Here is a 22,718-nt window from a genome sequence, read left to right on the forward strand (position 1 = left end):
CATTTCTTTGGTCGGAAAACAGAATACGCGGGAACGCCCCTTACGCTTACGGAATCAACGGCTCAACGACGAACTGGCTCAACGACGAACCGACACCCACGAAAACAGCAATAGCGCCAGAAATGATTCGTTGACGGGGTTGAGGTCTTTGGAATCCCATGATTCCAAAGACCTCAACTTTTTCTTCCATGCGCTGAAGACCAATTCGGACTCGCTTGGCGGTCCTGATGAGCAATTAAGCGCCGACCGTTCGTCCGCATGGTCGGCGCGTTATATGGCGAGAGTCTTTCTCAGCCGCTCGGAAGCCCGCACTTTCATCGGTCGCGTGCCGATTCTGACAACGAGTCCGGTATCCAGCAGTTCGCCGATGTATTTCCGTGCACTCTGCTTGGACAGTTCGAGATGATGCGCGGCGTCGTCCAATGAGACGTATTTCGTCGAGTCGAACAGCTCCTCCTGCATGATGGAGCACAGCAAGTCGAAGGCATGGCTGGAGAGTCTGCGCTCTTCGGCAATTCGTTTGCAGATGTCGCCGCCTTTGACGAGTCGATCCACCTTTTCGCCGAGCTCGTCGACCAGCTTGTCCTGGGCTTGTTGGATGAAGCCGAGTATCGTGTTCACGAAGAACGTGAGTTCACCGCAGTTCAACGTGTCCTCCGCTTCGGTGAATGCCTTGTAGTAGGCGTTCTTGTTCTCGGCTATGGTTCTGGACAGTGAGAGCACGGTCGGCATGGTCAGATCGTGATTCAGGTAGAGCGCCAGCAGATATCGTCCCGTCCGTCCATTGCCGTCATAGAACGGGTGCACGTATTCGAACAGGAAATGCGACATGATCGCGGCCTGCAGACGTGGAATCGATTCCGATTCCGCCAGATGAATCATGTCGGCAAGCAGCGCGCTGATGTTCCCCTCGCCTTTGACGCCGTTATGTATCGGCAGTCCATGCGGGCCGAGCACCTCCACGTCGTCTTTCCGGAAGAGTTCGCCATCCGGCCTGTACGATTCTTCGACCTCATTCAATGCCACTTTGTCGTAGATGGCGCGTATATCGGCTATCCTGGCGGGAAGCGAGGAGTCCTTGTCGGTAAGATTCAGGTACAGTTTCGCGAATTCGCTGAATCTCGCCGTGGAATCATCCCCTTCCTTCATCGACCGTTCCGCGGCCGCGACTGCATGCTCGGTCTCCTTGCGCGTGCTGCGCACGCCTTCCATCTCATTGGTGGCGAACAGTTCCTCGCTGATGGAATGCCGAATCCAATCCCACCTCATCACGCCGGGTATCTGGTTCCATAGCCTTGATACACGTCGTTCGGCGAGGAGTATATGCTCCGTGAGCATGGTCGTCTCCCGGGGCGTGGCGCTGAATAGCTCCCCCAGCGGGGTGATGACGCCGGTGCGGAATGTGGATTCGGCTTCGAGCCGTTGCCGTGCGAGTCGTTCGTGGTTGTTGTACGAGTCATTCGTCCTGTCGGCGTGAAATATGCGTGCCAAACTTCTATATTTCATGCTCATGAAAGTGACCTGCCTTTATTGAATGCGCCTAGATTATAGAGACTATAACATAGGAGCACATTCAGACTTGCGTCTTGACAGTTGTGTTTGACGGTATATTTTGACATACCGACCGGCGGTATGTATAGTATGTGCTCGACACGGAGAAACGTGTCGACACAGGAAGGAGGCGTGGCATGGCACGAAATGCACATCCCGAAGAGACCGAACGGCGCATCCTCGCCGCAGCCCGGTCGCTGTTCGTCGAGAAGGGTTACGAGAGGACGTCCATCCAGGACATCGTGAACGCGCTGGGCGATCTGTCAAAGGGAGCCATCTACCATCATTTCAAATCCAAGGACGCGATTCTGCAACGGCTGAACGCCGATGAATGGTCCGAAAGCGTCCGTCTGCGCGACGAACTGCTCGAACGGCGGAATCTGAACGCGCTTGAAAAACTGCGGACGCTCGTACTGTCCTCGGTACGGGACGCGGGACACCTGGACCTCGTACGCTCGCAGCTGCCGACGCTCGACGACCCCGCGTCCTTCACCGCCAGCATGCGGTTCTGGTCCTCGGAACTGCCGACGTCCTTGCTTCCACTGCTTGAAGAGGGCATGCAGGACGGTTCGATCCCCACCGCCTACCCCATGCAGGCGGCGCAGCTGATCGCGCTGTTGTGCAACTACTGGCTCCTGCCGTGCTTCTATCCCGCATCGCGCCCGGAGATGGAGAGCCGCGTGCGATGCCTGTCCGCCATGCTCGATGCCATCGACGTGCATCTGTTCGACGGCGACGCGGCGGAGCAGGCCGTCGACGGACTCGTGGCCCTTGCGTCGCAAGGGAGTGGCTCCGCGGCGTAGCAGTCCCGTCTCGTCGTTGTTCTGGCAGTGTTGCGTCGCCGTAACCGGCGGTGCAATTGTCGTTCGGAATCATACCGACGGTCGGAATGAAAAGATACTCCGACACATCAACAACCAACAATCAGCAACAGGAGAGTCCAATCATGACAACACGTGTTTATCCAGCCAATCCTGCGGCGGCCGCCGACCCCTTGCGTACGCGCGATTTCGCGTTGCTCATCGCCGGACTGGGCATATCGTTGTTCGGCAATCTCATGCTCCGCTTCGCAATGTCCATGTGGGTGCTCGACGAAACCGGATCGGCCGCGGCGTTCGCGTCCATCCTCACCGCGTCCGTCATCCCGACCATCGTGCTCACCCCGTTCGGAGGCGTGCTCGCCGATCGCATGAACCGAAGGACCATCATGGTCGCACTCGACGCGCTATCGGCCGCGGTCGTGCTCGTATGCGCAGTAGCGTTCTCGATCCTGGGATTCAACCTCGCGGCGATCGCGGTCATGCAGGTGACGCTCGCCGTGCTCGACGCGCTGGAGACTCCCACTGTGCAGGCCGCGCTCCCGCAGATGTTCCGACAGCACGGCGAGGACGTGATGCGTCGGGCGATGGCAACGGTCAACATGGTGAATCAGGCGGGCACGCTCGTCCCCGCCCTGCTTGGCGGCGTGTTGTACGCGCTTGTGGGAGCCGCGCCCATGATGATCATCGCCGTGGTCGGATTCGCCATCGCCGCGACGGTGGAATGCTTCATTCGCCTCGAACGCCCCGAGCGCGACGGCTCCGACCATTCCTCGCCGCTCGACGATCTGAAAACCGCCGCCCGGTTCCTCACCCGCGAACGCGTCCACGTCTTCCAGCTGCTGCTCTTCTGCGCCGTGCTCAACTTTCTGATCACGGGATACGCCGAGGTCGGCTTCCCCTACACGGTCCGCACGACGCTCGGCTTCGATGCGACGACGTACGGCGTCGTCTACGCGCTGATCGGCGTATCCGGCCTGTTGGGGGCGCTGGCGGGCGGGCGCGTGGCCGACAGGCTTTCCATGAAGTGGTTTCCCGCGACGATCGTCGCCTTCGCGTGCACGATCCTGCCTCAGGCAGTGGCGATGAGCATGCCCGTCGACAGGTGGGTTCGTCTCGTCGTGCTCACCGCAGGCACCTGCGGCACGATGGTCGCGGTCTGCCTGTCGAACCTCATCAGCGTTCCGGCGATCCAGATGAGCTGCCCCGAAAGCCTGACCGGCAAGGTCATGTCGCTTGCGCTGGCCACCAGCATGTGTGCCCAGCCACTCGGCCAAATCGCCTACGGATGGGCGTACGGGGCGTTGCCCGCAAGCGCCGTGCTGTCCGCGACGTTCATGCTGGCGCTCGTCTGCGCGATGCCGATGGCACGGGTCTCGCGGCGGTTCTCCCGCGCGGCGGCGGAGGCTTCGATTGCCGATGCGAAATAAGGGATATGGTGTTTCGACGCACGTGACAGTGTAGTGTTGTTGGCCGGTGCGTTCGTGCTCGGCGCCGCCGAATTCATGATGATGAGCATTCTGCCACAAACGGCCGCTTCGCTGAACGTCTCCTCATGGCCGAAGCGGGCAAAGGTGGCGGAGAGCTCATCGGTGGCGACGCTGTGCAGATTGCTTTCAATGGTGGCGACGCGGTCGGCTCTCTAATCGGAGGCATGGCGCTGAATGCATCAGGCATGAACTATCACACCATCGTCCTTGCAGGGCTGCCGTTCCCGTTGGCGCCGGAGCCGGACGACGCGAAGCTTACGACGTGGCTGGAGCGGCGCATGATTCCGAAGAACCGCGAGTTCGCGGCGCAGATTCTCGCGCAGGCCGGGCTGAACATTGCGGACACGTTGGGCATCATCGATCTGTGCAAGGGATTGTCGGTCAACGATTCGTTCTGGGTCGAACGGGACGGTGAGAATCTGAAATTCGCGGATATCAACCTGTACGAGAACCCGTGGGATGAGACGCTCGCCATCGTCGCGTACACCGGATATACGTCGAGCGAGAAGCATGCGATCGGCTTGTCGAGCGAGTGGATGACGGGCGGCTGCCAGTTCCCGAAGGCGTGGCGGCATACGGGCAATAGTCTGGAACTATGGAAAGCCGTCACGCCAACAACTACGGTTTTCTGCGTGACAACCGTACCGGTCGTATCCTTGGCCCGGCCCCGTTGTTTGATCACAGCATGTCCTTGTACAAGAACGACATGCGCGCGGACTGGGAACATGGCGCGTGGACGCCGAAGGTGCTGCGCGAGCGTCAGCCGTCGAATTCGCGCATGACGTTCCTCTACCGGTGCGCGGCCATCATGGGAGCGTATCAGCATGAAATGTTGCGCCGCGCGTTAGACGTGACCTTGGGAAACGATCCGGCCTACCCGCTGGAGCCAGGGCGCATCGAGGCGTTGAACGCGTACCTGCACGCCGCGGCCCACGCATTGCTCGACCTGCCCGTGGTCGACGAGGCGAAGCTCGCCGATCAGCTCGACGCGCTGCGGCCCGCCGTGGAGAGCGCGCCCGTCATCTGCAACGAACGTCTGATAAAAGCGAAGTGAGCGATTCGGCGTGATTCAGGGAGTCTTGCATGTTCGAGGTGAATGGGATTCTGTACGCCGATGAGCCGGTCCGGGAGTTGGAGGTTCGGTCTGCCCGCGTCACTGGCGACCACATTCAGGACGCCTACGAGGCGATGGACCAGCGCAAGGTCATCAAGGCGCTGATCCGCTTCTGATGCATAATCGCCGAATCCGCGTGAATCGCCAGACGGGTTCAGTGTGAACATCATTCATGCCGTTATGGTGATCACGAAGCTTCGGGATCACCATAACGGCATTTTCGCGGCATCATGGCCGCTTTCTCGCCTGCTGTTCGTAGTGATCGACCAACGGCAGAAACAGTTCGTCCACAGTGGCGACGATGTCCCCATCGGACAGCGGTCGCATGTCGCGCAGGATGGCCGCACGCCCGAGCTCGCCGGGCATGCGCAGCAGCGAGGCCGGCAGTTCGCAGGTGATCTCACCGCGTTTCCGGGCGTTCTCGACGGCCACAGCGATACTTGGCTGGTCGCTGATCGTCGTCCGTTCGTACAGCTCGTGCGCGCTGACGCCGAGCCAACTGGCGTACACGCCGAACTTCGCCAGCACCATCACCGAATCGGACTGTCTGTCGTTGAGCTGACGCAGCACGGAAATGACGTCGCCGCGCAATGTGCCGGTGTCCGGCCGCTCGATGGCGAGCCGGCCGCGATGTCGTTTCATGGCGGCGACGAACAGTTCCGTGCGGTTCGGCCAGCGGCGGTACAGCACCGGCTTGCTGGTATGCGCCCTGGCGGCCACGTTGTCGAAGGTGAACTCGTCGGCGCTCGCGGTCGACAGCTGCTCCCATGCCGCGTCCAGGATGGCCGCTTCCAAGGCTTCGCCGCGGCGGCGCGTACGTTCCGGCATATGCATCTCCTGTATATAAGTCAGCGATCGATTCGCATGCTTCTTCTTGAAGATACTAGTTCGTTTCTTACAGTCGTGTGACTATAGTCGATACTCGACAATATAAGAAACTAAGAAGTATCTTAAGTGGGTTTGGGCATGAGTGAGTTTGAGGAACACGCGTCGGGCCGTGCGATGCTGTGTTTGTGCGCGGCCGAAATGGTGATGATGATCAACACGACCGCGTTCAACGTAGCACTGCCGAACATCGCCGATTCGTTCGCGGCGAGTATGGCGGAGCAGCAATGGGTCGTCTCCTCCTATAACCTGACGTTCGCCGCGATTGTGCTGTTGGCCGGCTTCGTGGGGGATAGGCTTGGCCATACGAAGACGATGACAATCGGGTTGGCTATGTTCGTCGTTGCCTCCGGAATCGGTCTTGCCTCCACGAATGTGCCGGTGCTGCTGGTGTCGAGATCGCTGATGGGCGCGGGTGCCGGCATCGTCATCCCGATGGGACAAGCGTTGCTGAGTATCCTCTTTCGAGGAGACCGGCTGTCCCGCGCCATGAGCGCATGGGCGATCGCCGGCACGCTCGGCATTCCGTTCGGACCATTGGTCGGAGGGGCGTTGACCGCGGCGATGGGATGGCGCGGCATCTTCGGATTCGACGCCGTGGTGTTCCTCGCGGTAATCGTACTGATTCGATTGAGTGTGCCGGACCGTTTCGGGGCTCGTCGGCGTAACGCCGGCAAGGCTCTGCATGTGCCGTGGTCGTCGGTCGGGATGATGTCGGCGGGATTCGTGCTGTTCTCGGCTGGTTTGGTCAACGCCCAACATGGCATGGCGGCACCTTCGGCATGGGGTTTGCTGGCCATCGGCGCCGTGCTGATCGTCGGATTCATACTGCACGACCGCAGGGCGCGCAACCCGCTGACGGATTTCAGTCTGATGCGCGCTTCCGCTTTTGCTGCATGCGTTCCGGCATTGTTGATGTTGAATTTCTCGATGTACGGCATCATCTTCATCCTGCCGACGTACTTGGAGACGGTGCTGCGGCACGGCCCATTGCTTGGAGGCATGCTGCTGATGCCGTTGGTCGTCGCCTCCATCGCGGGTGGTTTGGTGAATGGCCAGGTCGCGTCACGCATCGGCCTGCGCGGCGCGAGTCTGCTCGCGCTCGCATGCTTGGCCTGTGGCATGTTGTCGATGGGATCGGCCATGCGCCTCCCGGGCGGCGATGCGGTGCGGCTGGGCGTGTTGATGGCCGGTCAGGCATTGGCCGGTCTCGGTCTCGGCGCAGGGCAGCCGACGATGCTGACCTGGGCCATGGGGCGCGTGCCGGTCGAACGGTTCGGTGCCGGCTCCAGTCTGCTCACCGTCTTCCGCCAGTTCGGCTCCATCATCGGAGTGGGCCTGTTCGGAAGCATCCAAAGCGGCGGATACGCGGCGGAATTCCACGGGTTTGCGGTCGCATCTGGGCTGAGCTGGCAATCCGCGGGTTCGGTGGCGCTCGACGTCCAACAGGCGGTCCGTATCGGCGGTGCGGCGGGTGAGACATTGCGGCAGGTGGCCGACAGCGCATATCAATCCGCGATGTTCGGCAGCTTCACCGTCGCCGCAGTCATCATCGCAGTGACCGCAGTCGTGGTCGCACTGATGTCACGGACAACAAATGTCGTTCCGGCCGAGCGTTAGCGTAATCAGTTCTTGAGGCCCATGCACAGCGGGATGAGCGTGAGCAGCAGCACGATGCCGACCAGGCCGACAGCGATTCGGTCGTATGAACGAAGGAACGGATCATGACGACTGCGCAACCAAATGACACCACGGGCCGGGATTTCGTCGGCTATGAATACACGTCCGTGCGCGTGAGCGGCGACTATGAGTCGATGACGATCGACGGATACCGCAACTTCGGCTGGCAGCCGGACGGTTCCAGCTGCCCGCAACCACGGCGAAAGCGCGACCGCGCATTGGAGCCGGACCGTCGGTGTGCCATGCCCGCACAGTATGGAATCGCATATGACGACACTATTGGCAGGTCCTGGATCCTCGACGCGGACCGCTCGCGCGAGATCATCAAGTACGGCTTCGAACACGGCATCACGTTCTACGACATCGCCATGACCCCGTACAGTGCGCTCGCCGCCGGAAGACTATCCCGCCTGCCCGGTGCCGAAACGACCAAGAGACTGATCGAGGACCAGGTCGCACACTCCAAATACGACGCCACCGCGGCGCAGGACGACGTGATCGTCAACCGCGTGGCCGAAATCGCCGCCAAACACGACACGTCGATGACCGCCATCTCGCTCGCCTGGCTGCTCGCCAAAGTCACCGCGCCCGTGGTCGGCATGACCAAACCGCATCACGTCGACGGCGCGCTCGCCGCGTTCGACGTGACACTCAGCGACGAGGAGATCGCCTACCTGGAGGAACCGTACGTGCCGCACAAGCCCGTCGGCGTCATGGCCTTCAACCACTGAACAGGCGACGATTCCTGCGGCCGGCGCTGCATGAGATGACGCCGGCCGAGCCGGGCGCGATGTCGTTTCATGGCGGCGACGTTGTCGAAGATGGAACTCGTCGGCGCTCGCAGTGGACAACTGCTCCCATGCAGCGTCCAGTATGGCCGCCTCCAAGACTTCGCCGCGACGGTGCGTATGTTCCGTCATCGTCATCCCGATGGGTCAGGCGTTGCTGAGTGTCCTGTGTGAAGGCGGTCGACTGTCCTTCGCCATGCTCATCCGGTGATTATGCCAATGAACAAGGTCTCCCGGTTCGGCTGTGGCCGGGACGATACGGTGCGGATTCATCGGCAGGTAGAAAACTACCTGCCGGATCAAGGCGCTCGTATGTTTGATGATGACATCCTGTACGCGTCTCGGAAGGCCAGGCATGAGCATCGATCTTGAATGGAGCATCGACATCACGGAGGATTCATACGCCGTGTTCGACCATGATTATCTGGAAAAGCTGAGCAGAGCCGAATTTCGCTCTGCGGCGTACCAGCTGCTGTCCTTCGTGAACGCCGTCACCGGTGTGGATGCGGATGCCGAACAAGTTGGAGATCATGTTGAGCTCCTCCCATATGGCATGAACAAGCCCGAGGGAAGAGACGAGTGGGAACCGGCCTACATGGAGGAGGATCGGGAGGCCTCCTTCGTCTGCGCCGAGACCTCCTATGACGACGACGAATGGAAGATGACGGACCTGATGACGCTGCTGGATGACCTGGTTCGCATCGGTGGACAGAGCGTTGCGAGAATCGACCTTCGTGCCGGGACATGCGTCCTGACGGACGGCACAGGCATCAGGATGGCCGGTTGGGATCCGATGGTCGAACGCGTCGGATGCCGTCTGGGGATGCTGGGCGGCATGTCCGCGTTCACGACAGGTTTCTTGGTCGCGAGGACGTGCGACCGTGTCCTGTGTCTGACCCCCAATTGGGTGAGGGACCTCGTCCGGGGATTGAACATCGCGCGTGACGCGATGCGGCTCTCTCACCTGTTTCGCCATGCCGTCCGCAGGTGCGGCCGGTGATCCACATCCAGTCCGATCATTCGTATCGGTCGAGCAGTATGTGGCCCGCTCTGCGCAATTCGTTCCGGATCGATTGCGGTTCCAGTACCGTGATATGGACGCCGCTGGTGGTGTACTGCAATGCCCACCAGATCGTGGCCCACGGCGTGCCCTTGACGGTCACCTCATAGGTGTCGTCGCCGACCTGCGTGGCCTTGGCGTCGGGGAACCAGTCGAACACGGGCTCGAGATTGCCTTCGACACGCAATCGCACGGGTATCGCCTCGCCAGGTGAGGGGTAGGGGCGCTCGTCCATGAAAACCGCAAGGTCGATGGGATCGCCGCGCTCGTCGGTGAAGCTGTCGAACGTCCGTTGCAGCGTGTGGTCGGTGTCGTCGATGGTCAGGTTACGGATGCGTTCGACGTGCAGATACGCGAGATTGTCGTACGGCTGCAGATGACAGATGAGATAGTACTTCTCGTTCTTGTAGCGCAGATCGTAAGGATCGGCCGCGTACTCCTTCGGACTGCCGTCCGGCATCAGGCGGGGGACGAGTTCGCCAGTGACGTCGTACGTGCAGTAATGGAATCGGATGCTCCGCTCGTGGGCGATGGCGTCGTTCAGCCGTTCGATGTTGTTGAGGAACTCCCGGTTGTAGTGTTTGGGGGTCAGTAGCGGACCGCGCAGGCTGAGTTGTCTGGCGCGCCCCGCGAAGGCGTAGATTCTGGCGATGAGGTCCTGCAGGTATTCGCCGTCCGAACGCGACAGAGCCGCGCCGTCGGCGAGCAGGCGCATCTGCGCGGTGTCGAAGACCGGTTCGATATACCAGCCGGGGCATGAATCAACGCACTCTGCGTTCTTGAGGTCGCCGTATTCCAGCCGGTCGACCCTGCGGCCGAACGGCTGCATTCGTCTCAACGCATACAGATGACCGCGAACCGTTTTCACGGTGACTCCGAGTTGCTCGGCGATCCACGCGGCCGTGATTCCGTGCTCGCGATCCGTGTTCTCTTCGAGCAGCTCGAGAATCCCAATGACGATCTCCGAGCGAGAGGCTCTATTGCGAGGCGAATCCTGAGTCATGCCCACTTCCTAGGGATAAAGGTTTACAGCAGATCGATGTTCGACTCTGATTCACGAATCACGCTCACATCAGTCAGATCATCGGCGGCAAGCATGCGCATCGCCTGCACCTCAAGCGACGGAGACTCTCCCATGCGACGGCCCTTCCATTGCGACAACAACGAACGCGACTCACTCCATGATAACCACGACACTACAACGGGCAGAAACCTCCCCGCCTCCGATCCGAACCTGCCGCGACCGCCCGCCACCCGCCGCAGCATGCATGCGCATAACACCGCATTCGAAAAGACGCATTGGACACAAAACGCCGTCCGCAATAGCGGATCGAACGAACCCCCACGCAGAGGAGCGGCCGGCCGGCTCCCATACGCCGACGCTATGCGCTCCCTTGCCTCGAAAACATTGGAATACAACGGCGAATTCGTTTTCAATGGTACGTGTTCCCCCAATGCACCTACCTTAAGGAGAACCCCCATGAAGAAAACACTGACCTCCCTGCTGTCCCTAACGCTGATCGCCGCGCTCGCAGGCTGCGGAGGAGGCGCGCAAACCTCCACCACATCCTCCTCCAACACCCACCGCAGCCAAGCGGACGACGCCACCATAGCCGAAGCCGCCAAAGGCGACAAGCTCGTCGCCTACTTCTCCCAAACCGGCAACACGAAAACCGCCGCCGACATCATCGCCCAGCAGACCGGCGCCGACACGTTCCGCATCGAACCCGCCACCCCCTACACCGACGACTACGACACCCTCCTCGAAGTCGCCCAACAGGAAAACCAGGACGACGCCCGACCCGAAATCGCCGCGACCATCGACAACATCGACGACTACGACGTAATCTACCTCGGCACCCCGATCTGGTGGGACGAGGAACCAATGATCATCCGCACCTTCCTCGACGACTACGACCTATCCGGCAAAGTGGTCGCACCATTCTGCACCTCCGGTGGCTCCACCTGCGACCAATACGTCTCCTCCCTCAAAGAACGCGAACCCAACGCCACGATCCTCGACCCGCTCCAGGTCAACGGCTCCAGCGCCGGCGACGCCACCGACGACGTGAACAAGTGGCTGTCCGACAACGGCCTAGCGTGACCCACCCAATGACCAAGAATCGGACGAAACGGAAAGGACACATCCCCATGCGATTCAGCACCCGCATCACCGCAAGACTCGCCGGCGCCTGGACAGTCGCGCTCGCCGTCGTGCCGGCGCCGTTCGTGGCCACGATGGCCGTGTTCATCCGTCCGGTGTACCGCACGGCGTTCATGACGCCGATCGCGTTGGGCGTCATCGCCTACGTGTGGATGCTGGAGGCCGTGTACCTGAGTTGCCGCCCGCGCTGGCTCGACCGGCTGATCGGGCTGCCGAACATCTACATGATGCACGGCGTGCTCGGCATGCTGGCCTTGGCGCTGGCGGCGTTGCACCGTGCCGACCTGCCCACGTTCGGCCCGGCCAAGACGTATGGCGAGATCGCGTTCTGGCTGCTGTTCGCCGTGGTGGCGCTGGCGGTGGTCTTCATGGCGCGTTGGGTGGCCGAAGCGGTCCCGCCGATCGGATGGCTCAAACGCAGGTTGGAACGCGTGCTGCGCCATGAGATCAACGTATGGCTGCATCGGATCATCCTCGTGTCCGTCGTGCTTGTGTGCGCGCATTTCCATGCGATCCGCTACATCGTCACGGTCACGCCGTTTATCGTCCTGTCCGATTCAGCGACGATCGCGGTGCTGACATGGTATGTGGCGAGCCGTGTGCGGGAACGGTTCGGCGCGCTGCAGGGGCGCGTCGTGGACTGCCGCATGGTCGCGCCGAACGTGTGCGAGCTGCGCGTGCGCGTGCCCGGCATCGGGAGGCGATGGGAGGAGGGGGATTTCGTGTTCCTGCGTTTCCCCCGTATCGCCGGCATGAGGGAATACCACCCGTTCTCCATGGCCAACATGCCCAACGATGACGATCTCGCCGTCTTCCTGATCCGCGGGGATGGCGATTTCACCAGACGGCTGCCGTCCGTGGCGGCTTCCGGCGTGCGGGTCGGCGTGCTCGCGCCGTTCGGCCGGTACCGGCGGTTCCTCGACGAGCGGGGCGATGGGGGAGCGGTGAATGAGCGCCGTCCGATCGTCGTGTTCGCCGGAGGCATCGGCATCACCCCGCTGCTGCCGGTCGTCTTCCGCTACGGCGACGGTCAACGCCCGGTCCACGTCATGTACTGCGCGCACGACGCGTCCGGCCTGTTGTGTCGGAGCGAGCTTGAGGAGTGGAGCCATCGCCCCGGCAACCGGCTGGCGCTGAATGTCGGCAGATTCACGGACGAGGAGCTGCGACGGGCCGTAGTGCCGGACGCCGTGTATCTCATCGCGGGGCCGTCCGGCATGACCCGCGCCGTCCGTCGCATGCTGCGCGCGTCCGGCGTGAGCGCCGAGGACGTCTGTTACGAGCCGTTCGCATGGTAGACGTCGGGGCGCCGCCGCCATGCTCCAAGGGCATGACGGTGACGCGGATGCGAGGCATTGGACACGGCCGGCGGCCGGATGTCTAATGGGAGAAAACAAAGAACCTATGAAAGGACGGCAACGTCATGGATAATCCGAGCGCATTCCCGATGGGGAACCCGAACGACGCGTACGCGCAGTACTTCGAGGGCCAGAGCTACCTCGCGCCCCTTGCCGGCGACGACCAGGTCAACGTCGCGAACGTGACTTTCGAGCCGGGCTGCACCAACCACTGGCACATCCACCACGGCGTGTGCCAGATCCTCATCGCCGTGGGCGGCCGCGGCTACTACCAGATCGAAGGCCAGGAGCCGGTCGAGCTCAAGCCCGGCGATGTGGCGTACATCCCGCCGGAGACCAAGCACTGGCATGGCGCCTCCCCGAACGAGGCGTTCGCGCACATCGCCGTCATGCCCAAGAAGGAGGGCGCGTCGAACGAATGGCTCGAACCGGTCGACGAGGAACAGTACCGCAGCCTCGCCTGAACCGTCCCGATTCGCCGTCGGCCCATCCGGCGGCGAATCATGCACATGTATAGGGAAACACCGTAAGGAGATTCATCATGGGTAATCGTATTCTGGTCACGTATTTCTCCGCCACCGGCACCACGCGCGGCGTCGCCGAACGTCTTGCGCACGCGATCGGCGCCGACCTGAAGGAGATCGAACCGGCCGAGCCGTACACCGCGGCCGACCTCGACTGGCGCGACGCGAACAGCCGTTCCAGCGTCGAGCATCGCGACCGCGGCATGCGCCCCGCTCTGGCCACGCCGGTCGACGTCGCACCGTACGACGTGGTGTTCGTCGGCTACCCGCTGTGGTGGGAGACCGCGCCGCGCGTGGTGCGCACGTTCCTGGAGGGCGCTGATTGGGCCGGCAAGACCATCGTGACGTTCGCCACGTCCGGTTCCAGCACCCGCGGCGCCGACGGCGTGCAGCTGCACGACTCCGCGCCCGCCGCGCACTGGGGGGACGGCCGCCGCATCGGCGCCAACGAAAGCGAGGCCAAGCTCGCCAAGTGGGCCGAATCAGTGGCCGCGTGACCGTGGCTTGGCTCGGTTGTGTCGTTCCTCCCCAGCCGAGCCAAGCTGCGATTGATTGCCGTTCATCAGGCGTGACATCCTGCCCACAAGCGCTCTTCGCTCGCTCCCACAACGGTCCGGTCCAACGACGAACCTCGCCCCATGAAAACGGCAACAGCACTATTTTGATCACGCATTCGATGGCGAAGTCAGCTGATTTGTTCCGGGAATATACTTGAGGGGCGCTATTGCTGTTTTCGTGGGTGTCGGTTCGTCGTCGGGCCGTTGATTCCGTAAGTGTAAGGGGCGTTCCCGCGTATTCTGTTTTCCGACCAAAGAAATGAATCACGAAGAACGCCTGAGCAAAAGCTTATTCACCAGATTGCTGAACGTCAAAGGCGCGGTGGTCGAGGACGCGAGAATCACGGACTCGCCGCTGCGTCCCGAACCCGTGCTCGAGATCCGGGTACGCCCACGCAGGGGCATGCTCCGATGCTCCCGGTGCGGCGGACGCCGGCACGGCTACGACCAAGGCGGCGGCGTACGTCGCTGGCGTGGTCAGGACTTCGGCTGCTTCAGGGTCGAACTGGTGTCGGCGATGCCCCGCGTGGACTGCCCGGAATGCGGGGTCGTGGTCGCCCAGGTGCCTTGGGCGGAGCCGGGCAGCCGGTTCACCCGGGATTTCGAGGCGGAGTGCGCGTGGCTGATGACGGTCGCGAACCAGAGGACCGTGAGCGGCTTCCTGCACGTGGCGTGGAGGACGGCCGGCGACATCGCCCGCCGCGTCGCCGGGCGTCTCAGGGCGTCGATGCCGTCGCCGTTCGACGGCCTGCACGCGGTCGGCGTGGACGAGACCAGCTACCGCAAAGGCCACACGTACATCACCGTCGTCGTCGACCACGAACGGCATCGGGTGATATGGGCGCACGACGGGTACGGCAGGGACGTGTTCGACATGTTCTTCCGGCAGCTGACCGACGAGCAGAAGGCGTCGATCAGGGTCGTCACCGGCGACGGGGCCAGGTGGATCGACTCATGCGTGCATGAGCACTGCCCGAACGCCGAGCGCGTATTGGACGGGTTCCACATCGTCTCCTGGATGACCGGGGCGCTCGATAAAGTCAGGAAGCGCCTGTGGAACCAGGCGCGGCATGACGGGGACGACGAGGCGACCAGACGCATGCGCGGCGTCAAATACGCGGTCCTGAAGAACCCCGACCGGCTGACCGACAGGCAGGAGGAGGCGTTCGAAGGCCTGCGGAACACAGACCCCAAAGGACAGCTCTACCGTTCATGGCAGCTCAAGGAACTCCTCCGGACACTGCTCAAGCACCCGCTCGACCAGGCCAGGGGAGAGCTGAACCACTGGGTGTTCTGGGCGTCCCACAGCCGCATCCCCGAGATCGTCGAACTCTCGAAGAAGATCAGAAGACGCCGACCCGACATCCTACACACGATCGAGTTGGGCTATTCGAACGCGAGGCTCGAGGCGTTCAACAACAGGATCAAGGTCACCATCCGCATGGCCTACGGCTTCCGCCACGTGAACAACCTCATCGCCCTGATCATGCTCCGATGCGGAGGACTCGACATACGCCTACCCCAACCAAAAACCTAACCCACGAAAACAGCAGAAGCCTCACTTGAGGCAGGGTGCTGTCGTATGCGTGGAAGGTTTGGAGGCGGGGTATGCCGGAGTTGAGTAGGTTCTTCGGAATCATTGTTCGCATGATGTACCAGGATGAGAGCGAGCATCATAAGCCGCATGTCCACGTGTACTACGGTGACTTCAAGGCGTCCATCAGCATCGATGGGGGGCTGCTGGCTGGTTCGTTGCCGGCGAAGCAGTACAAGCCTGGTGGCCGCGTGGCTTGTGTTGCATGAGGATGAGCTATACAAGGCGTGGAACGAGGCCGTGTCCGGTCGTCCGTTCGACCGTATCAAGCCGCTTTCGTAAGGGAAAGGAGCTTCGCGTGTTCGAGAGGAACGGGATTCTGTATGCCGATGAGCCGGTCCGGGAGTTGGAGGTCCGGTCGGCCCGCGTCACTGGCGACCACATCATGCTGGTGACGTTCTCCACCGGGGAGACGCGGTTGTGCGACTTCACCGAGATGTACGACGACATGCCGGCCTTCGCCCCGTTGCGTGACGAGCGGACGTTCGAAGGCTTCCGCATCGACCATGGCGTCCTGACCTGGTGCGACGGCGACATCGACATTTCGCCCTCGTACCTGTACGACCATTCGTACGAATACTCGCCCCACGGGGAACTCGTCTCGGCCTGAACCGTGTGCAGCGGCTGCGCCGAGAATGTATACGTCATCGACGAACGCCTGCCGAGGACGTGCGGATCGTTGCCTCGCCGTTGCGTCTCGAACCGTGTTCGAGGTTCAGGTGCGCCCGCATAGGGGGCATGCTTAGATGCTCCCCGATGCGGCAGGCGCCGGCGTGGTTACGGCCGTGGCGGCAGCAAACTGATCATCACCCCGGGCGAGAACCAAAGTGCGCAAAACACTGGGCACCGCTTCCTTCTTTTCGGGCTCAGGTACCGTTGACCCGATGGTGCCCGGCCCCGTCGCTTCGCAAAGAATCGGACACCATGCCAAACATGTCGCTGCCGATTAGACGGTGCGATCCTCTTTGGTATTGCGGCTGGCTTGTTTATGCAGGGTATGTGCATCCGACGCGTCCGCCGTTGCGGGGCTGGTCGTTTCGGATGTAGAGCCGGCCGTTTTTGGGATACGTGCGGCGTGTGGTTCTCTGTGCCCCGGTTTCGGTCGGTCTGCTCCACAACACATGCCGGAGGGCCTGTTGTGGAGCGGAGTCCCGCGGCGTTCCCCGTGGGAACCCTTGTTTTCGGCGTTCCCGGCCCGTAAAGTGCGCCATTACTCCCCGGATTCCCGGGTTCCGCTCCTGTTGTGGAGCGGGCCTGCTCCACGACAGGAGCCGGTATCGTTCCCACCGCGCGTTGTGGAGCGACCGGACCCTCATATTGCGCCACAACTCCCGCGAATTGCCTCCCATGACCGTGTTGTGGAGCACCATCGCTCCACAACACCATTCCCGCACGTTGTTGTGGAGCACAGGGATATCCCCAGGTTCGAAGGCCGGCCGCCCGCATCACTTTCGGGAGGTCGCTCCCTGTCCGGCCGCTCCTCCCTAGTGTCAGAAATCCCGGACGACGGGGCCGTTCTCCCGAATCCGGGACGCTGGGAATGGGTCAGTATCCCGGATTCCGGATGAAGCCGCTCATCTCCGGGATATGTGACGCTGGGAATGACTCAGCGTCAGGAATCCCGGATGATGCCGCTCGTTTCCCGAATCCGGGACGCTGGGGGAGAAGGCCCGGCGTCGGGAATCCCGGATGAGGCCGCTTATCTTCGGGATTGCTGACGTCGGGGCGCGTATATCGACGTGTGTCGTCCTGCCGGTGGCGGAGGTGGCGGCACCCCTCGGGGAGGGGGTGGAATCCCGGCGTCTGCCCGCTCGTGGCCACCTTCCGGCGCTGCGCGCCACCTCCCGCCAGCGGGAGGAAGATGAAAATCACAACCGCACGGCCCATACACACCAAAATACGAAGAGCCGTATTCCCCTGCCTTCCACCCCGCCGCCTACGAGCGCAGGAACCGGACGAACGCGGCGGCCGCGGGGGAGGAGGCGCCCTGCTTCTTCCATACGAGCACCGAATTGCTCTTCAGCGTCGGTGCGAACGGTACCGCGCGCACGCCCGAATGTCTGACGCCGTAGTCGAGGCCCAGGTACAGACCCAGTCCGCTGGCCGCCATGGCCGCGCCGTTCGCCGGCAGGTTGCATGAACCGACGACGGTGAGCTTGGAGGCGAGCGGGCCGAACCAGTTGAGCACCATCCGCTGCACCGGCTCGCGCGAGGGCATCAGCAGGGATTCGCCCGCGAGGTCGGACGGCGATACGGACTCATGGTCGTACAGGGGATGGCCTTCGGGCACCTGCGCGGCCCAATGGTCGGTGATGTCGGTGCGCATGTACTCGTACCGGTCGGTGTCCACCGGTTCGACGAGCAGTCCGAAATCCATGAGCCCCTGTTCGAGCTGGTCCTGGATCGTGTCCGCCGTGGCGCTGACCACATGGAACCGCACGCCGGGATGCGTCGCGCGGAAGTCGGCCATGCGGCGCGCCAGATACGCCATGCCTCCCATCTCGCCGCATCCCGCCGTGATGTCGCCGCCCAGCTCGCCGGCGGAACGCTTCAGATCGCCCTCGGTCTTGTCGGCCAGCGAGATGATCGTCTGCGCACGGTCGCGCAGCAGACGTCCCTCCTCGGTGAGGGCGATCGCATGCGGGCCGCGTTCGAACAACGTGACCCCCAGTTCCTCCTCAAGCTGCTTCAGCTGACGCGACAGGGTCGGCTGCGAGATGCGCAGCAGCTGCGACGCCCACGTGATGTTGCCCTCCTCGGCCACCGCAAGGAAATACCTCAATACGCGCAGCTCCATGACCGTCTCCCTCCCGCGTTCCGTGTCATCTCACGATTCCACTACAATGCCACCATTGTAGATGCGCGGATGCCGGCGGCATGGCAGGGCCTCCGCCTGCCCGAACCGTCAGTCCGTATCGTCCGTCCTGAGTGAATTGATGAGTCGGGAGATCGTGTCCGGAAGCGCGGAGCAGGCGAGTGCGTCGATGCCTTCGGGGGTGAACAGCGTCGGCGCCCTGCCGATGAGGCCGAGGATACCGCTCGACACGAATTCGACGACGATCTGCTGGTTCAGGTCGAGCCGTTCCGGGTCCACGCCGATGATCGACAGCCATATCGTCCGCAGATAGCCTTTCAGCTGCGTCGTCAGCCCGGCGGATCCGTGGGGGCCGACGATGAGTGAAAGCCGATGGAGGCTCGTGCGGCAGGAGGGGTCGGCGACGTATCGCATCGCGTGTTCGCGCATCGTGCCGATGTCGCTGTCCCTGCGGATGATGTGCGCGATGAACGCGGTCACCTCGGGACGTTCGTAGATGGCGGCGATCGCGTCGTCCGCCAGTTCGGGGATGTTGGCGTAATGGTAGTAGAACGCGCTACGGTTCAGTCCGCTTTCGCGTGTGATGTCGCTGATGGTGATCTGCGCATAGGGTTTGCGTTCGAGCAGTCTCCAGAACGCCTCCTGCATCCTCTCCGGTGCCGTTCGTTCGCCGGTTTTCGGTCGTGCCACATGCCCTCCTCGTCCCTGTTCGCCATGGCGACATGACTATAACCCAACATCCTATCGGGTTCGTTCCTTCGGGTGTGATTCCTGGTCCGCATGCAGGGGAGGCGGGCAACGAGGAATGCGGATCATGGGAGGACATGTGCCGGACAACCTGATTTCGCGCTTCTGCTTGGTTATGTGGCATGGATTTCTGCCGGGCAACCACGCGCGAAGGGGATTTGGTGTTGTCTGGCAGGGCAATGTGCCGGACAACCCTGCATGGGCCGGTTTCATGCTTGTCTGGCATGGTTTCCGGCGGATAAACCCGACATGGTATCGAGATATGGGGATTTAACCCTACGGTGTGATGGGTTACGCTCTCAGGTGCCCGGTGAAGAATGGAAGACGGCATCGGCGTCGATATAGAGAGGTGAAACGATGAGCTTCCTTGAATTCCATGACGTGGTTCGCCGGTACGGCAGCGGGGAATCCGCCGTGCTTGCGCTCGACCATGCGACCTTCGACATCGAGAAAGGCGAACTGGCCGTCATCCTCGGCGCTTCGGGCGCCGGCAAGTCCACCGCGTTGAACATCCTCGGCGGCATGGATCGCGCCACCTCGGGCTCGGTCGTCATCGACGGCAAGGACGTCACCAAGGCGAACGAGGCGCAACTGACCGACTACCGCCGGTTCGACGTGGGCTTCGTCTTCCAGTTCTACAACCTCGTGCCCAATCTGACCGCCCTGGAGAACGTCGAGCTCGCCTCGCAGATCTGCCCCGACGCGCTTGACGCGAAGGAGACGCTGGAGAAGGTCGGCCTGGGTAAACGCCTGAACAACTTCCCGGCGCAGTTGAGCGGCGGCGAGCAGCAGCGCGTGTCCATCGCGCGCGCCCTCGCCAAGAACCCGAAGCTCCTGCTATGCGACGAGCCGACCGGCGCACTCGACTACAACACAGGCAAAGAGGTGCTCCAGCTGCTGCAGGACTCCTGCCGCCGGCGCGGCATCACCGTCGCACTCGTCACGCATAACTCGGCCCTCGCGCCGATGGGCGACCGTCTGATCCGCTTCCGTTCCGGCAAGGTCACCGAGATCACGCGCAATGCGAATCCGACGCCCATCGCCGACATCGAATGGTAGGGGAGCGCAACTCGCGATGCTGAGGAAGACCGCACTCTGGAAGGACGCGTGGCGGGCGATCCGCGGCAATGGGAAACGCTTCGCGGCGATCGTGGTCATCGTGGCGGTCGGTGCGATGATGCTCGGCGGGCTCAACACCGTCGGCAAGGACATCCGCGCCGGTCTGGACGATTTCTTCGACGAAACGAACATGCATGATGTGTCGATCGTCTCGACGCGAGGCTTCGGTGGCGGCGACATCGCCGCGTTGCGCAACGTCGACGGCGTAGCCGATGCGGCCGGCGTGCACGCGCAGAGCGTGACGACGAGAATCGACGGCAGAAGCGCGTCGGCCACGGTCACGGCGACGAACGGTCGCGGCATCGACAAGCCGTACCTGACCGACGGCCGCCTGCCGAAGGCCGCGCGCGAAATCGCCGTCACGCGGCAGTATCTCGACGACAGCGGCAAGCGCATCGGCGACGCCATGACGTTCACGCCCGACGCCTCCGCGGCCGGTGGCCCGCCCGCCGTCTTCGACGATGGCGAGTACACGATCGTCGGCGTCGTCATCGACCCGAACGACATCGTGAACCCGACCGGCCCGCTCGCCCTCGTGACGGGCGCGAAGACCGTCTATCCGATGTTCGTCTCGTCCGACGCCGTCGCGAACGATGCCGTCCCGTACACGTCGGCCGTCGTCACGGTGAAAGGCGCGAAGGCGATGAACACCTACGACGACGACTATCTCGCGACGGTCGACGACGCGAAGGACGCCGTCGATGCGACGACGTCGGAAGACGCGACATGGATCGTGCGCGACCGGTCGGCCGTGACCAGCTACGAGGACGTGAAGACGCAGAGCGAGATGATCTCCCGTCTCGGTACGCTGTTCCCGGTGCTGTTCCTCGTCATCGCGCTGCTGGTGAGCCTGACGGCCATCACGCGTATGGTCGAGGAGGACCGCCAGCTCATCGGCACCTACAAGGCGCTCGGCTACACGCGTCACGAGACCATGCTCAAGTTCCTCGTCTACGCCTTCGCCGCCTGCCTGCTCGGCGGTGTGATCGGCGACCTGCTTGGCCTCATCGGACTGCCGTTCGTGTTCACGAGACGACTCATCAGCCGCATCTACGTGCTGCCCTCATACCCGCTGCTCGTCGACTGGCGTCTCGCCGTCGCCGGCGTGCTGCTGTTCGTCGTCGTCATCACCGGTGCCGCCGTAATCGCCTGCATGGGATCTCTGAGACTGGAACCCGCCGAACTCATGCGTCCCAAAGCGCCGAAGGCCGGCCGCACGATCGTGCTGCAGCGCATCGGCTTCATCTGGAACCATCTGAGCTTCCTCGGCAAGGTGACCGCACGCAACCTGTTCCGCTACAAGTCGCGCGCGCTCATGGTCATCATCGGCGTGCTCGGCTGCACCGCGCTCATGACGGCCGGATTCGGCGTGGGCTCCTCCGCGCTGACGCTCATGCCGCGCCAGCACTCGGAGATCTCCGTCTACGACGTGATGGCCGTGACCTCCGCCGCCGACCACGGCAAGGCGCAGAAGGCCCTCGACGAGGACGGCGACGTGGAATCCGCGCTGCCGCTGCAACTCGGTTCCGTCACGCTGTCCTCCACGGACGCGGACGACCACGACGCGAAACTCACCGCGCAGCTCATGGTCGTCCCGGACGGCGAGTCGCTCAACGGCTACATCAACGTACAGACGGCAGCGGGTACTCCGATTGACCTGTACGGCGCGGACGGCGACGACCTGACCGGAGGCGGCATCGTCGTCACCGAGAATGCCGCGAGGAAGCTCTCGCTCGTCGAGGGGGCCAAGGTCGATGTGACCGATGCGATGGCGAACTCCACCGAACGGACCGTGTTCGTGATCGCCCAGTACTACACGGGCAATGTCGTGTTCATGACGCAATCCGCGTACGAGAAGGCGTTCGATGCCGACTATGCGCCGAACGCCGACCTCATCAAGGTGAAGGGCAACGACGACGCGCAGATCGCGTTCGCCGACCGACTGGCCGGCGAGAGCGAGTACCTGTCCGTGACGAGTTCCGCCAAGCAGGAGCGTGATTTCTCGAAGAGCTTCCTCATCTTCTTCGTGATGATCGGCTTCATCGTGGCCATGGCCGCGATTCTCGCGGTCGTCGTGCTGTACACGCTGGCCTCCACGAACATCTCCGAACGTGAGCGCGAACTCGCCACCATCAAGGTGCTTGGCTTCCGCCGACGCGAGGTGCATGGCTATGTGGACAAGGAGATGCTGCTGCTTGCGTGCCTCGGCATCGCCATCGGCCTGCCGTGCGGCCGTGGCCTGCTCGGCTTCCTCGTGAGCAGACTTGACCTGCCGGGCATGACCATCGTGCCCAACGTGCCGTGGTATTGCTATGCGGCCGCAGCGGCGCTGGCATTGCTGTTCACCCTGCTGGTGAGTCGCGCGACGGACCGTTCGCTCGACCGCATCGACATGGTCGGCGCGCTGAAGAGCCCCGAGTGACGTCGCCATAGCTTCGGCTCCAACGGCGTGGG

General features: G+C 62.6%; 22 protein-coding genes and 1 pseudogene. 18 read left to right on the forward strand and 5 right to left on the reverse strand.

Going from position 1 to position 22,718, the window contains the following annotated elements; all coding sequences use genetic code 11:
• Nucleotides 1-270 precede the first annotated feature (270 nt).
• The gene (locus AC1AYR_RS02965) at nucleotides 271-1,512 is read right to left on the reverse strand and encodes a Fic family protein (RefSeq protein ID WP_476511486.1); all 1,242 of its coding nucleotides are present in this window, start codon (nucleotides 1,510-1,512) and stop codon (nucleotides 271-273) included.
• 176 nt (nucleotides 1,513-1,688) lie between these two features.
• Here AC1AYR_RS02965 and AC1AYR_RS02970 point away from each other — a divergent pair, with 176 nt between their 5' ends.
• The 5 genes and pseudogenes from AC1AYR_RS02970 (at nucleotide 1,689) to AC1AYR_RS02990 (ending at nucleotide 5,089) form a co-directional block, all read left to right on the forward strand.
• Nucleotides 1,689-2,354, forward strand: coding sequence for a TetR/AcrR family transcriptional regulator (locus AC1AYR_RS02970; protein WP_476511485.1), 666 nt, complete (start codon nucleotides 1,689-1,691; stop codon nucleotides 2,352-2,354).
• 143 nt (nucleotides 2,355-2,497) lie between these two features.
• Complete coding sequence (locus AC1AYR_RS02975; protein WP_476511484.1) at nucleotides 2,498-3,799, forward strand: MFS transporter; 1,302 nt, start codon at nucleotides 2,498-2,500, stop codon at nucleotides 3,797-3,799.
• A gap of 113 nt (nucleotides 3,800-3,912) precedes the next feature.
• A pseudogene (locus tag AC1AYR_RS02980) lies at nucleotides 3,913-4,083 on the forward strand (MFS transporter); the annotation flags it as partial.
• 554 nt (nucleotides 4,084-4,637) lie between these two features.
• Nucleotides 4,638-4,913 carry a hypothetical protein gene (locus AC1AYR_RS02985; protein ID WP_476511483.1) on the forward strand — a complete coding sequence of 92 codons (276 nt, stop codon included), beginning with the start codon at nucleotides 4,638-4,640 and terminating at the stop codon, nucleotides 4,911-4,913.
• Between the two features lie 29 nt (nucleotides 4,914-4,942).
• Complete coding sequence (locus AC1AYR_RS02990; protein WP_476511493.1) at nucleotides 4,943-5,089, forward strand: hypothetical protein; 147 nt, start codon at nucleotides 4,943-4,945, stop codon at nucleotides 5,087-5,089.
• 112 nt (nucleotides 5,090-5,201) lie between these two features.
• On the opposite strand, the gene AC1AYR_RS02995 is transcribed toward AC1AYR_RS02990, so the two are convergent.
• Complete coding sequence (locus AC1AYR_RS02995; RefSeq protein WP_476511482.1) at nucleotides 5,202-5,801, reverse strand: helix-turn-helix domain-containing protein; 600 nt, start codon at nucleotides 5,799-5,801, stop codon at nucleotides 5,202-5,204.
• Between the two features lie 138 nt (nucleotides 5,802-5,939).
• Between AC1AYR_RS02995 and AC1AYR_RS03000 the strand changes: the two genes are divergently transcribed.
• From AC1AYR_RS03000 to AC1AYR_RS03010, 3 genes are all read left to right on the forward strand, one after another.
• Nucleotides 5,940-7,478 (forward strand): MFS transporter, encoded by a 1,539-nt coding sequence (locus tag AC1AYR_RS03000; RefSeq protein ID WP_476511481.1) that lies wholly within the window; start codon nucleotides 5,940-5,942, stop codon nucleotides 7,476-7,478.
• Nucleotides 7,479-7,582: 104 nt separating this feature from the next.
• Complete coding sequence (locus AC1AYR_RS03005; RefSeq protein ID WP_476511480.1) at nucleotides 7,583-8,269, forward strand: aldo/keto reductase; 687 nt, start codon at nucleotides 7,583-7,585, stop codon at nucleotides 8,267-8,269.
• Between the two features lie 412 nt (nucleotides 8,270-8,681).
• The gene (locus AC1AYR_RS03010) at nucleotides 8,682-9,326 is read left to right on the forward strand and encodes a hypothetical protein (RefSeq protein ID WP_476511479.1); all 645 of its coding nucleotides are present in this window, start codon (nucleotides 8,682-8,684) and stop codon (nucleotides 9,324-9,326) included.
• A 16-nt stretch (nucleotides 9,327-9,342) separates the two neighbouring features.
• Here the strand turns inward: AC1AYR_RS03010 and AC1AYR_RS03015 are convergent, their stop codons facing one another.
• Nucleotides 9,343-10,389: a helix-turn-helix transcriptional regulator gene (locus AC1AYR_RS03015; protein WP_476511478.1), complete on the reverse strand. Its 1,047-nt coding sequence runs from the start codon at nucleotides 10,387-10,389 to the stop codon at nucleotides 9,343-9,345.
• 477 nt (nucleotides 10,390-10,866) lie between these two features.
• Here AC1AYR_RS03015 and AC1AYR_RS03020 point away from each other — a divergent pair, with 477 nt between their 5' ends.
• From AC1AYR_RS03020 to AC1AYR_RS03050, 7 genes are all read left to right on the forward strand, one after another.
• Nucleotides 10,867-11,490, forward strand: coding sequence for a flavodoxin (locus AC1AYR_RS03020; protein ID WP_476511477.1), 624 nt, complete (start codon nucleotides 10,867-10,869; stop codon nucleotides 11,488-11,490).
• 47 nt (nucleotides 11,491-11,537) lie between these two features.
• Nucleotides 11,538-12,848, forward strand: coding sequence for a ferric reductase-like transmembrane domain-containing protein (locus tag AC1AYR_RS03025; protein WP_476511476.1), 1,311 nt, complete (start codon nucleotides 11,538-11,540; stop codon nucleotides 12,846-12,848).
• A 125-nt stretch (nucleotides 12,849-12,973) separates the two neighbouring features.
• Nucleotides 12,974-13,372 carry a cupin domain-containing protein gene (locus tag AC1AYR_RS03030; RefSeq protein ID WP_476511475.1) on the forward strand — a complete coding sequence of 133 codons (399 nt, stop codon included), beginning with the start codon at nucleotides 12,974-12,976 and terminating at the stop codon, nucleotides 13,370-13,372.
• A gap of 77 nt (nucleotides 13,373-13,449) precedes the next feature.
• Nucleotides 13,450-13,929, forward strand: coding sequence for a flavodoxin (locus tag AC1AYR_RS03035; RefSeq protein WP_476511474.1), 480 nt, complete (start codon nucleotides 13,450-13,452; stop codon nucleotides 13,927-13,929).
• Between the two features lie 319 nt (nucleotides 13,930-14,248).
• Nucleotides 14,249-15,526 (forward strand): ISL3 family transposase, encoded by a 1,278-nt coding sequence (locus AC1AYR_RS03040; protein ID WP_476511473.1) that lies wholly within the window; start codon nucleotides 14,249-14,251, stop codon nucleotides 15,524-15,526.
• Nucleotides 15,527-15,597: 71 nt separating this feature from the next.
• Nucleotides 15,598-15,792, forward strand: a complete 195-nt coding sequence (locus tag AC1AYR_RS03045; protein WP_476511472.1) for a DUF4160 domain-containing protein — start codon at nucleotides 15,598-15,600, stop codon at nucleotides 15,790-15,792.
• Between the two features lie 89 nt (nucleotides 15,793-15,881).
• Complete coding sequence (locus AC1AYR_RS03050; protein ID WP_476511471.1) at nucleotides 15,882-16,193, forward strand: DUF2442 domain-containing protein; 312 nt, start codon at nucleotides 15,882-15,884, stop codon at nucleotides 16,191-16,193.
• A gap of 1,326 nt (nucleotides 16,194-17,519) precedes the next feature.
• On the opposite strand, the gene AC1AYR_RS03055 is transcribed toward AC1AYR_RS03050, so the two are convergent.
• Both AC1AYR_RS03055 and AC1AYR_RS03060 read right to left on the reverse strand, forming a co-directional pair.
• Nucleotides 17,520-18,380: a LysR family transcriptional regulator gene (locus AC1AYR_RS03055; RefSeq protein ID WP_476511470.1), complete on the reverse strand. Its 861-nt coding sequence runs from the start codon at nucleotides 18,378-18,380 to the stop codon at nucleotides 17,520-17,522.
• A gap of 108 nt (nucleotides 18,381-18,488) precedes the next feature.
• Nucleotides 18,489-19,088: a TetR/AcrR family transcriptional regulator gene (locus AC1AYR_RS03060; protein WP_476511469.1), complete on the reverse strand. Its 600-nt coding sequence runs from the start codon at nucleotides 19,086-19,088 to the stop codon at nucleotides 18,489-18,491.
• A gap of 124 nt (nucleotides 19,089-19,212) precedes the next feature.
• Here AC1AYR_RS03060 and AC1AYR_RS03065 point away from each other — a divergent pair, with 124 nt between their 5' ends.
• The 3 genes from AC1AYR_RS03065 (at nucleotide 19,213) to AC1AYR_RS03075 (ending at nucleotide 22,686) form a co-directional block, all read left to right on the forward strand.
• Entirely contained in the window at nucleotides 19,213-19,419 is a 207-nt protein-coding gene (locus AC1AYR_RS03065) for a hypothetical protein (protein ID WP_476511468.1), read from the forward strand.
• Nucleotides 19,420-19,502: 83 nt separating this feature from the next.
• On the forward strand, nucleotides 19,503-20,204 hold the full coding sequence (locus tag AC1AYR_RS03070; protein WP_476511467.1) for an ABC transporter ATP-binding protein: 702 nt from the start codon (nucleotides 19,503-19,505) through the stop codon (nucleotides 20,202-20,204).
• Between the two features lie 16 nt (nucleotides 20,205-20,220).
• Complete coding sequence (locus tag AC1AYR_RS03075) at nucleotides 20,221-22,686, forward strand: ABC transporter permease (RefSeq protein ID WP_476511466.1); 2,466 nt, start codon at nucleotides 20,221-20,223, stop codon at nucleotides 22,684-22,686.
• The last annotated feature ends 32 nt before the right edge of the window (nucleotides 22,687-22,718 follow it).

The sequence above is a fragment of the Bifidobacterium sp. LH_417 genome, from assembly GCF_056357035.1.